This window comes from Methylocaldum sp. (assembly GCF_039794385.1).
Lineage (GTDB): Bacteria > Pseudomonadota > Gammaproteobacteria > Methylococcales > Methylococcaceae > Methylocaldum.
The window spans coordinates 1-10,750 of sequence record NZ_JBDIVO010000149.1 but is presented as its reverse complement, the minus strand read 5'-3'; the positions used below and the strand labels follow the sequence as shown (position 1 = coordinate 10,750).

General features: G+C 57.1%; 8 protein-coding genes. 5 read left to right on the top strand and 3 right to left on the bottom strand.

What is annotated here, in order from left to right:
* The 3 genes from tatB to ABJK70_RS13515 all read left to right on the top strand — a co-directional run.
* Positions 1 to 383, top strand: a 383-nt coding sequence (gene tatB, locus ABJK70_RS13525; RefSeq protein WP_347258228.1) for a Sec-independent protein translocase protein TatB, incomplete at its 5' end; no start/stop codon positions are given.
* Positions 364 to 1,152, top strand: coding sequence for a twin-arginine translocase subunit TatC (gene tatC, locus ABJK70_RS13520; protein WP_347258227.1), 789 nt, complete (start codon positions 364 to 366; stop codon positions 1,150 to 1,152). The genes tatB and tatC, both read left to right, overlap by 20 nt.
* Before the next feature lie 550 nt (positions 1,153 to 1,702).
* Positions 1,703 to 4,039, top strand: coding sequence for a PhoX family phosphatase (locus tag ABJK70_RS13515; RefSeq protein WP_347258226.1), 2,337 nt, complete (start codon positions 1,703 to 1,705; stop codon positions 4,037 to 4,039).
* Between the two features lie 300 nt (positions 4,040 to 4,339).
* Here ABJK70_RS13515 and ABJK70_RS13510 read toward each other — a convergent pair whose 3' ends face one another.
* The gene (locus ABJK70_RS13510) at positions 4,340 to 5,104 is read right to left on the bottom strand and encodes a SapC family protein (protein ID WP_077730051.1); all 765 of its coding nucleotides are present in this window, start codon (positions 5,102 to 5,104) and stop codon (positions 4,340 to 4,342) included.
* A 577-nt stretch (positions 5,105 to 5,681) separates the two neighbouring features.
* Between ABJK70_RS13510 and ABJK70_RS13505 the strand changes: the two genes are divergently transcribed.
* Complete coding sequence (locus tag ABJK70_RS13505) at positions 5,682 to 7,370, top strand: aminotransferase class III-fold pyridoxal phosphate-dependent enzyme (protein ID WP_347258225.1); 1,689 nt, start codon at positions 5,682 to 5,684, stop codon at positions 7,368 to 7,370.
* 170 nt (positions 7,371 to 7,540) lie between these two features.
* Here the strand turns inward: ABJK70_RS13505 and ABJK70_RS13500 are convergent, their stop codons facing one another.
* A complete protein-coding gene (locus ABJK70_RS13500) occupies positions 7,541 to 8,164 on the bottom strand; it encodes a hypothetical protein (protein WP_077730054.1) in 624 nt (207 codons plus the stop codon).
* A 442-nt stretch (positions 8,165 to 8,606) separates the two neighbouring features.
* Between ABJK70_RS13500 and asd the strand changes: the two genes are divergently transcribed.
* Positions 8,607 to 9,485 carry an archaetidylserine decarboxylase gene (asd, locus tag ABJK70_RS13495; protein WP_347258224.1) on the top strand — a complete coding sequence of 293 codons (879 nt, stop codon included), beginning with the start codon at positions 8,607 to 8,609 and terminating at the stop codon, positions 9,483 to 9,485.
* 384 nt (positions 9,486 to 9,869) lie between these two features.
* Here asd and ABJK70_RS13490 read toward each other — a convergent pair whose 3' ends face one another.
* Positions 9,870 to 10,406 carry a methyltransferase gene (locus ABJK70_RS13490; RefSeq protein WP_210024315.1) on the bottom strand — a complete coding sequence of 179 codons (537 nt, stop codon included), beginning with the start codon at positions 10,404 to 10,406 and terminating at the stop codon, positions 9,870 to 9,872.
* Positions 10,407 to 10,750: the final 344 nt, after the last annotated feature.

The window sequence follows — 10,750 nt, the reverse complement described above, 5'->3', positions numbered from 1 at the left end:
ACTTCGCCGTCCGACGTCGCAAGCCCGAAGGCCTAATCTCTCTTCTACTGCCCGTCGTTATGTTCGAGATCGGCTTTTGGGAAATGGTGCTCGTGGGCGCTGTCAGCCTGCTGGTCCTGGGGCCCGAGCGGTTGCCACGCGTGGCCCGCAAGACGGCACTGTGGGTTCGGAAGGCAAAGTCCGCCATAGGGTCGGTCAAGGCGGATATCGATCGCGAACTGGAACTCGAAGAGATCAGGCAGTCATTGAAGGTGAAAGCCGGCAGGCGTATCTCTCTCTTGGAAGAGACGCCGTCATCCCGCGCGAAGCGGACGGGCTCCGAGCCGGAAACGGACGCCTCCACAATCGGTAACGGTGGTAGAAATGCGGAACCGGAAGCCTGACATCGAGTCCGAGAGTCTTGGCGAAATGGGCTGGATGAGCCATCTGGTCGAGCTGAGGAATCGATTGCTCAGATCCGTCCTCGCCGTGCTGCTGCTTTTTCTTGGATTGGTTTATTTTTCCAACCCCATCTATTCCTGTCTGGCCGAACCGCTGATGCGGCATTTGCCGGCGGGCTCGCAGATGATCGCCATCGAGGTGGCCTCGCCGTTTCTGACGCCTTTCAAGCTGACCTTGGCGGTGGCGGTGTTCCTCGCCGTGCCGTTCATCCTCTACCAAGCCTGGGCCTTCGTCGCGCCCGGCCTTTATCGTCATGAAAGACGCGTGTTCATCCCGCTCTTGCTGGCCAGTACGATCTTGTTCTACGTCGGTATCGCATTCGCCTATTTCGCGGTCTTTCCGGTGATATTCGGCTTCATGGCCGCTGCCGCCCCGCAGGGAGTCGCCGTCATGACCGATATTTCCCATTATCTGGATTTCGTGCTGTCTCTCTTGCTGGCCTTCGGCGCCGTGTTCGAGGTTCCGATATTGACCTTGCTCCTGGTCAAGAGCGGTGCAGTCGATTACCGCGACCTGAAAGAAAAACGCCCGTACGCCATCGTGGCGGCGTTCGTCGTCGGCGCTGTTCTGACGCCGCCCGACGTCATCTCGCAAACTCTCATGGCCGTGCCGATTTGGCTGTTATTCGAGGTCGGCGTGGTCCTCGCGTACTTTTCCACCGCGAAATCCTCGCAAGACGCGGAAACGCCGGTTACTCAGGATATCGGCTAGAGCATTTTCATATCTACTGTACGGGCACTCGCGCGTAGGTCGGGAATCCCTCCCAATCGCAAACGGTGTCTCCAATCGCAAACGATCGGTTCGGGAGCACCGAACCGATCCTTCCAGGAGCGCCGAAGCCGCCCTTCCCGACGGTGCAGTTGGGCCAACGGGTGCGTCGGCAAAGGATTGCCGACCTACGAATGCTCCACGGCGATTCCTCAGAAGTTTGCCATTTTGCGACTCAAGGTGTCGTAGGTCGGCAATCCTTTGCCGACGCTGGGCCGCGACGGGATTCCCGATCTACGACGCCTTGGCCGAACGATCATGTGCATATTCCAACATAACGATCGCCGATCCTGTCACTCGCTCGGCCTTCCCCCTGACCGCACCTCGGAAATCCCGCGTCCGACATCCACATGTCATCAAACATTCATTAGCCGGTCATGATGGTCGGCTAAGTTACGCCCGACCCGCAGTGAATGTGCCGGCAACCGCATCGGAATATCCGCGGCTTATTCCTGCGTGGTGACCAATTCCAACAAGAACTCTGGAGTATTCGATGAAAGGTGAGCGACATCCGAAAAACGACGTGACCATGAATCCGTCGGGCAACGAATCCATTCGCGACGTGATCGAGCGTACCGACTTGGGGCGTCGGCATTTCATGCAAACGACGATCAGCGCGTCTGTTCTGGCTGCCATCGGCGGCGTCAACATGAAGAGCATCATTGGCGCTGTGGAAGCCGCGCCGCTGCCCGCCGGCAACGGCTTCGCCGGGATCGGTTTCGAGAGCGTACCGCCCAGCCTGGCGCCGGTCGCCGATAAAGTAACGGTCCCGGCAGGATATACGGTGGAAGTACTGGCGTCCTGGGGAGATCCGATCATGAAGCGCGCGCCGGCTTGGGACGAAGACGCCAGCCAGGATGCCGCCGCTCAGGAAAAGCAGTTCGGCATGCATAACGACGGCATGCACTACTTCCCAATTTCCTCGCACGGCATCGGTCACGGAAGGAGTCCGGTGCGCGGCCTGTTGTGCGTCAATCACGAATACACTCACGAAGAAATTCTGCACGGCGCGGAAGGTTTGGCCGGCGGCGCCGGCGTCACCATCGCGAAGGTACGCAAATCCCAGGCCGGCCATGGCATATCGGTGGTCGAAGTGCGCAAGAACCGCGGAAAATGGCAGGTCATCGGTACCTCACCCTTCGGCCGCCGCATCACCGGCAACACCCGGATGAAAATATCCGGCCCGGCGGCCGGGCATGCCTTGATGCAGTCGAAGAAGTTCGACATCCAGCCGGCGGGCTCGGTCGAGGTCGGCATCAACGACGGCTACCATTGCCACGGAACGCTCAACAACTGCGCGAACGGTTACACCCCCTGGGGCACCTATTTGACCTGCGAAGAAAACTGGAACGGCTACTTCGGGTGGAACAGCGGCGAAAGCGTCGATGCGGCCGATCCGAAACGCGCAGCAATTCTCAACGATCAAGCCCGTTACGGCATCGTGGCCGGGGGTTTCGGCTATCGCTGGCATGAAGCCGACCCGCGGTTCAATGCAGCCACCAACCCGCTGGAGCCCTATTTGTTCGGCTGGGTGGTGGAAATCGATCCTTTCGATCCCGAGAGCAAGCCGGTCAAGCGCACCGCCATGGGCCGATTCAAGCACGAGAGCGCTCAGGTAGCCGTGGATGGCAACAGCCGGGTCGCCTTTTACATGGGCGACGACGAACGCAACGAATACATCTACAAATTCGTTGCCGCCAAACGGTTCAATCGCCACAAACGCGCCGACAATCGCAACCTGCTGGACAAAGGCACGCTCTACGTCGCCAGGTTCACCGACATGCCTGGCGCCGGAGCGGAAACCTATCGCGGCGAATGGATCGCGCTGGAGCCGGATACGACGTCCGTGATTCCCAATGGCGCGGGCGGATACTACAAGCTGCGCGAGTTGCCGCAGTTTGCCGGCGCGGACGACGCGGAAGTGCAGGCCCTGATCCTGATCAAGACCCGTCAGGCCGCCGATGCGGTCGGCGCCACCATGATGGACCGCCCGGAATGGACCGCGCTGCGCACTTATTACGATCCCGAGTTTTCGTTCAAAGGTTACTCGGTCTACAACGACCAGCGTCCGCTGGAAATCTATTGCACCTTGACCAACAACAACCGCCGCGGCGGTGGCGGCAGTACGCCGGCGACCTCGTCCAACAAGGCCGACGGCACGACGACGGCCGCCAGCGCACGTCCGCCGGTGGATATGGCCAACCCGCGCCCGGACAACGACTACGGTCACATCATCCGCTGGCGCGAGGACGGCAATGTCGTCACCGCGACCGGCTTCGAGTGGGACATCTTCATGCTCTGCGGCGATTCGATCACCGCCAAGACTCTGGGGGCGAATTATCAGTCCGGCAATCTGGTGAACGGCGCCGCCGGCACCGGTCCGTACTATGAGGGCGACATTGTCGACGCACCGGCGGGCTCCGCCGATTTCGGAGCGCCGGACGGCCTGTGGTTCGACCAGTTCGGACGGCTGTGGATACAGACCGACCAGGCCGGCGATGCGAGCGGCGATTGGGTCAACATCGGTGCCAACATCATGGCCTGCGCGGACCCCAACACCAAGGAAGTGCGCCGTTTCCTGACCGGACCCCACAAGTGCGAAGTCACCGGCGTCACCAGCACGCCCGACGGCAAGACCCTATTCGTCGGCGTCCAGCATCCCGGCGAGGATTCGCCCGCGTCTAACCCGACGCAGTACAGCAACTGGCCGCAAAGCCAGTTCACCGTCAACAGCGCCGGCCAGCCCTTGCCTAACACTCCGGGCCTGAGCCGTCCGCGTTCCTCCGTCCTGGTCATCACCAAGGACGATGGCGGCATCATCGGTTCGTAGGATCCGTGCGTTCAGCGGCGGGGCGGGCATGCCCCGCCGCGACACATAGTCATGCCGGATTCTTATTGCATTCGGCATTCGAATGAACATGAATCGTAGGGTGGGTTAGCGAAGCGTAACCCACCGACCCTTCGACTTGGCTCAGGACAGGTCCGAGGTCGCTCAGTGGGTTACGGCCTCGCCGCCTAACCCACTCTTACAAAAATTGATTCCTGATTGAAAGCGATTTGGAATTAGTAACGGCTGAAAACAAGGTTTCGTTCATGTTTCCGGTGCAGCGTGGGTTAGATGCGCGGAGAGTCACGCAGCCGCAGTATTCTTCCGCACCAGCAGTTTGCGGAAATTGGTCAGCGAGGCCAGATGCAGGAAAACCCAGCCGAGTTCGCCCGCCGTGTGAAGCTCGTGCAGTTTCTCGATCGTCAACCGATTCAATGCCGTTTCATCGACGATCCAAAAGCCCGACAGCCCGAAGCTCTGCCCGGCCGACGTGGTGGCCGCCGCCTGCGTCTCGATCAGCAGATTCCAGTCGGCAAGTTTTTGACCGAACCGCGCGGTTCGCTTGGCCTGTTGATGGTAGTCCTGGAGGAAATCCATGGTTTCTCGCAGATAAGCAGAAGGCTTTCCGCCGACGAATAGCGGTTCCCCTTCCGCTTCAACACTCAACCACCCGCAGGTTTCGTCCACGCAGACCACGTGCTGCGGTTCGGGATCAACGTCGCTTTCCGCCAGAATGAAAGGGTATCGGCGAACGAAGGCCGGCACGTAATCCGCCGTCCAGTGTCCGTGTCCGTCGATGAAAAGATTTTCCTCCCGTTCGAATCCAAGCACGGCCACTGGAACCCAACCGTCATTGCCCGCCTTGGCGAAACCGATCGGGTAGTCCTTGCAGGCTTCGGCGAATTCCGCCGCGAGGAGCGGAACCCAATGGCTCTTTGCCGCGAAACGATGGTCGTTGGCGGCGCCGATTCTTAACGACTGATGCCTTTCGGCATTCAAAGCGACGATGTTTCGATAAAAGAGCAGTCCGGTCGGTTCTGAGCGTGATTTGCTTGTTTCCGCAGTCATTTCGGGTTTTGAAAAAACAATCGTTGCCGAGTATGTAAAAGTCTATCGGGCGTCGCCGATCGCAAGGCTTTTCCTGAATGCGCCCCTTGCCGTCAACCGTGTCAGGCCGCAGCTTAAAAAACCACAAGGCGGTCGGCCGTAGAGCGGCGCCGGACGATGTTTCGTTGACACCGACATCCGCGCCCTTGAGTCCGTTGATGGACCCGTGTCGGAGAAACGGTAGCGGTGTTTTGTGACGACCGTTTGAAGATCATGTGACAGTTTCCGAAACACAAGCGCGTTCGGATGCGGCATGCCGAGTCCCGCTCTCCAAAGCTGACACCGAGATCTTGTTCCAGAACGGACGAATGCGATCTGGGGTTGCCATGCAACAAATCTGAAACATTCGATTGTTACAGTTTGGAGCACGTTGACGCCCGAGGAGTCCTTCACGAAGAAACCTCGGCACCTTTGGGGATCATCATTCTGGCCGATATGAAACTCGGATTTCTCATGCCACCGGTGGACATGAAGTTGCTCTTCGCGTCCTACCGGTTTGGCGAGCCCTTGCCGTAATGTCCCATCGCCGAGGAATGAAATGGATACAAGCGTAGCCCTTTACTGGCTGGGCGCGGCTGTCGCTGCGGCGGCGCTGCCGAAATTGAAACTGAGACTGGATCTGTCGAGGGCCAAGCACCCCTCCCTGGCGGGGCATTCCAATCTATCCCGCCGCATCGCCAAACTGGTGCCGTTCTACGAATACGACGAGGAACATTTTTTTCGCTGCGATGGCGCTCCGGAAGAAATCGCCGCACAACGGCGCGCCGGATTCATGCGGCTTGCGGAGTTCTTGCGCAAGCGGTCTCCGCGTACGCTCGAGCTCAACGAGTCGGCGGCGGACGGCATCTCGGATTTGCAGTTCACCTCCGCCTATCGCGTACCCTTCCAGTTCAGGCGCTTGGTCCGCGAATACCTCAAAACCGGCGCTTTCGTTCAATCGTCTTCGGGAGTCACCCTCACCGACCCGGACGGCAACGTCTCCTACGATCTCGCGGGGTCTTACGGCGTCAACGTGTTCGGTTACGACTTTTACAAGGAGTGCCTGCAGCGGGCCGGCGAGCGAGTGCACGAGCTGGGACCTGTACTGGGCCTTTATCATCCGGTGATCGTCAGCAACGTGGAGCGGCTGAAACTCATCTCGGGACTCGACGAAGTGTCGTTCCACATGTCCGGCACCGAAGCGGTGATGCAGGCGGTGCGGCTGGCGCGATACCACACCGGGCGAGCTTATGTGGTGCGCTTCTGCGGTGCCTATCACGGCTGGTGGGGCGACGTGCAGCCCGGGGTCGGCAACCCGGTGCCGGCGCACGAAACCTACACGCTGAAAGACATGGACGACGATACGCTGCGCGTGCTTCGCAAGCGCCGGGACATCGCCTGCGTACTGGTGAATCCTTTGCAGGCGCTGCATCCGAATGCGAGCGCTCCGGGCGATGGAACCCTGATCGACAGCAGCCGATCCGCCGGTTTCGATCGGGCGGCTTACACGGACTGGTTGAAGCGGCTACGCACGGTGTGCAGTGAAAGGGGCATCGTCCTGATCTTCGACGAGGTGTTTACCGGCTTCCGCCTGGTGCCGGGCGGCGCTCAGGAATATTTCGGCGTTCAGGCCGACATGGTCACCTACGGCAAGACTTTGGGCGGCGGCCTGCCCGTCGGCGTCGTATGCGGTCGCAAGGACTTGATGAAGCGTTTTCGCGACGACCGACCTACGGATATCTGCTTTGCCAGGGGCACATTCAATTCCCATCCTTACGTGATGGCGGCGATGAATGAATTCCTGAATTGTCTCGACAAACCCGAGATCCGGAATCTCTATCGGGACCTGGATTCCGTGTGGAATGCCAGGGCCGAGCAGTTGAATCAAAGGCTTCGCGACCAGGACCTGCCGGTACGGGTGGCCAATCTGGCGTCCATCTGGACTGTTTTCTATACCCGGCCCTCCCGCTACAACTGGATGTTTCAATATTACCTGCGTGCGCAGGATCTGACCCTGAGCTGGGTAGGAACCGGCCGGCTCATCTTCAGCCTCAATTACACCGAATCCGATTTCAAAACCGTGGCGGAGCGCTTCGTGACCGCGGCCGAGAAGATGAGGCAGGACGGATGGTGGTGGTACGAGGGGGGATTGTCCAACAAGGCCATAAGACGACAGGTGCTTCGCGAGATGCTTGCCAAGCGTTTCCGGTTAGTAGGTTCCGAGTACCGTCAAAACCGAGAAGGCTAGGATTAAGCGCGAGCTTCCGTTTCCTCGCTGGTTCTACACGCATCTGTGGGTGACAAATGCTGAACGAGTCCGGATACGTATGCTCAGAGTTTGTTGATCGTATCGGTTTGAAAGGGCTGGCCGCTTTCCGTCGCGGCCTTCATAAAATGAATTTGGAACCCTGGCGGAGCTCAAGCGTGCTGTTCCGATTCCTCTTTTTCAGATGTCATGGGATCGATGAGCTGTCCTCGGAGCAGGCAAATAGGGGATTTGTAGTACAGCTTGATGTCGTGAAACGGATCGGTAAGGATTTTGGCCAACCAAACCAGCCCGGTTTGGACGTCTCTCAGGAAGAACAGTTGCACGGTTCGGAACAGCAGGCCGCCGATTCCGATCGCGAGCCATAACAAGCCCAGGTGGTGCATGAAGCTACTGTCGGTGGAGTTGGAGTCGAAAAGCCCGAACAGCGTTGGGTCCAGGTAAAGAGCGATCGGAGAGAGTGCCCAGATAGCCATGAGGACCACCTTCCGCCTTAGGTTATAGCCGACCTTCACCTGTTCCTTGTACTCGTGGGTCGCCTGATTGACGACGTCATATCCTTTCGGCTCGAAGAAGAAGTGACCGGTTTGACGGGTGAGCATTGCGAACAGCCACCCGATCAGCGCCGCGGCGACCGGATCGGTGAACACCAAGGCGTAAGCCAATACGAAACTCAGCGCGCTGACGAAATGCAGCGACTGGTTTATCCGGCTGTGATGATAGTAACGGTGATCGTCCCAACGTTGTATTTCCAGAGCTTTAAGAAAACCGTGCATAGATCCTCCGATGAATAGCGCAAAAAAAAGCACGGTGTGTCCGTGCGTGAAGCGTACGAACAGCGCCGTGCGGACAGGAGAGAAAGAGACAAAGCAAAAAGTCCGAAACCCAAAGAATCAACGAGCATCCCTGCTGCCACAGCACTTCAAGGCGGCTGACCATTCGATGCCAATCCATCCATTAAGGATAAGATTCGAGTGTTACAGAGTTAATGCAATTTCCTGACTGAACGATGACAGCCGGATGACTCGCATGATTCCGTAGTTATTGCTTTGGCACAAAGAAGCGATCTTCGACAAATGCAGTCCGTAGGATGTGCCGACCATCGGGAAGCGCCCTTCGACCGGGCTCAGGACAGGCATCGCTCGCGACTGCCGGAACAATAATGCGTGTCCTGTGGCTTTTGGAGATGAGCACCGATAGTACAAAGCCCTACAAACAATGACCTTACGCTCCCTAATCGCGCAAATTACCCAACAGGACGATGTCAATTTTTTGCTGACCAATCGCATTCCGCGCCAATTTCTCACGCGGTTCGTGGGTTGGTTCAGCCAAATCGAGCATCCTCTGGTCTGTCGTCTATCCATTGCCTTGTGGCGGCTGTTTGCCCAAGTCGACCTGAGCGACGCCAAGAAAACGAAGTTCCGCAGCATGCACGAATGCTTCACCCGCGAACTTAAGGAAGGCGCCCGTCCCGTCGACGATGATCCCGGCGTTCTGGTCAGTCCGTGCGACGCCATCATAGGGGCACATGGCGATATCGAAGGCACGACGCTGTTTCAGGCCAAAGGCATCCCGTACGCCCTGAACGAACTGGTTTGTGATAGGGAATTGGCAAGCCATTACCGTAATGGCTATTACGTGACCTTACGGCTCACTTCCGGCATGTACCACCGGTTCCACGCGCCGTATGACTGCGAGATCGATCAGGTTACCTACATTTCGGGAGACACCTGGAATGTCAATCCGGTTGCCCTCAGGCGAATACCGGGTCTTTTTTGCAAGAACGAGCGCGCCGTACTGCGGACGCGGTTGAGCCCCGGCAACCACCTAATCGCTTTGGTGCCCGTTGCCGCCGTGCTCGTGGCCAGCATACGGCTTCATTTCCTGGATGTTCTGCTGCACCTCAGGTACCGCGGCCCTAACGTGATTCCATGCAAAGCGCCATTTCGTAAAGGTGACGAACTAGGGTGGTTTCAGCATGGTTCGACGATCATCGTTTTGGCGCCCAACGGGTTCAAGCTCTGCCCTCAGCTGGAACAGGGCGCCGTCATCCGCATGGGGCGACGACTGCTGATGCTTCCGTTATGGAAACTCTGAATAAGTCGATTCCGCTCATGGTTCGACAGGCTCACCATGAACGGAATCAATCCGTTTCCGTTCGTCCTGAGCCTGTCGAAGGACTTACTAAGTGATAAGAAAGAAAAGTTATACCGTCACCCTGGCAGGGAATGCCGGGGTCCAGGTTACATGGATGTATCAGCCTTGCCATCCCTGGTTTCTGGATTCCGGCAATCCATGCCGGAATGACGAGCAAAGTGACATTCATTCGTTTACGTTTAGTATCGCTTCGGCAATTAAAGCGCGATTTTCGGCAAATTGCGATTAACCCAAGTCATTGATTGGGCAAGGTAAGATCGGAGATGCATTCGAACGATGATTCTGATTTAACTGCCGAAGCAATAATCAGAGCTTCCTTATCGATCAACGCTCATAGTACGCGCCGACGCCGTAATATAAAGTCTCCACAAGAGGTAACAGAATCCAGTCGTCATGAGGGAATCTCATGACCAGAAAAAAGCCCCAAATCGACAATAATGTACCGACGTATTGCGGGTGGCTAAGCACTGAAAATGGGAAGGCGTTGCACCACTGGATTTCATAACCGAACTTGTTGCCGTAGAACACTCCGGACCGCCCTAGGCGATAAAAGACGCCGAAATTAAATACTTGGCCGATAACAATCAACCCAATCCCCAATGACATTGGAACCAGACTGCTGGTGGGGAGTGGAATCAGGGTATTCCCTAGCAGCATGCACCAGGCAAGGAATATCCCTATTTGCAATATCTTGAATATATAAAATAACTTCTCCAGGGCGGAAATCGGCTCGCCAAAACGAACGATTGCGGGATATTTGCAGACAGCCTTAAAGGTATCAGGATGATGCCAAATCCACAGGTAGGTTATCCGTTCTATGCTTAACAATAGAGCTGCGGTCAGAAATAACCAAAGCAGCATAATCTTATTCCTTGAAAATCCAGTTAATCGAATTAAACAGAATCAGAGAACGGATCGCAACCTCGAAACGGAAAACATCAAACCTGTCGATAAAAATACGGTAATACCTATGCGTTCGGCGCGTCGAAGAATTCGGGAAAAGAGAATCCTTCACCTGGATACTCGGTGATTTTATTGTGAACGTCGGACAGCCGACGGCACATGTTCAGCGAACCGTTTGAGGCGGTAGGCCGGGGGTGGAGATCGCTTCTCGGCTGCTGAAAGTATCGACCATCCTGCCGTGCAGTTCGATTAGAGCATTTTTATACCTACTGTACGGGCATTCGCGAGTAGGTCGGGAATCC

What these genes read in the sequence shown, in the direction of transcription:
- tatC (WP_347258227.1), top strand. Translation starts at nt 364, where the DNA reads ATGCGGAACCGGAAGCCTGACATCGAGTCCGAGAGTCTTGGCGAAATG.
- ABJK70_RS13500 (WP_077730054.1), bottom strand. Translation starts at nt 8,164, where the DNA reads ATGCACGGTTTTCTTAAAGCTCTGGAAATACAACGTTGGGACGATCAC.
- ABJK70_RS13510 (WP_077730051.1), bottom strand. Translation starts at nt 5,104, where the DNA reads ATGACTGCGGAAACAAGCAAATCACGCTCAGAACCGACCGGACTGCTC.
- ABJK70_RS13505 (WP_347258225.1), top strand. Translation starts at nt 5,682, where the DNA reads ATGGATACAAGCGTAGCCCTTTACTGGCTGGGCGCGGCTGTCGCTGCG.
- asd (WP_347258224.1), top strand. Translation starts at nt 8,607, where the DNA reads ATGACCTTACGCTCCCTAATCGCGCAAATTACCCAACAGGACGATGTC.
- ABJK70_RS13515 (WP_347258226.1), top strand. Translation starts at nt 1,703, where the DNA reads ATGAAAGGTGAGCGACATCCGAAAAACGACGTGACCATGAATCCGTCG.
- ABJK70_RS13490 (WP_210024315.1), bottom strand. Translation starts at nt 10,406, where the DNA reads ATGCTGCTTTGGTTATTTCTGACCGCAGCTCTATTGTTAAGCATAGAA.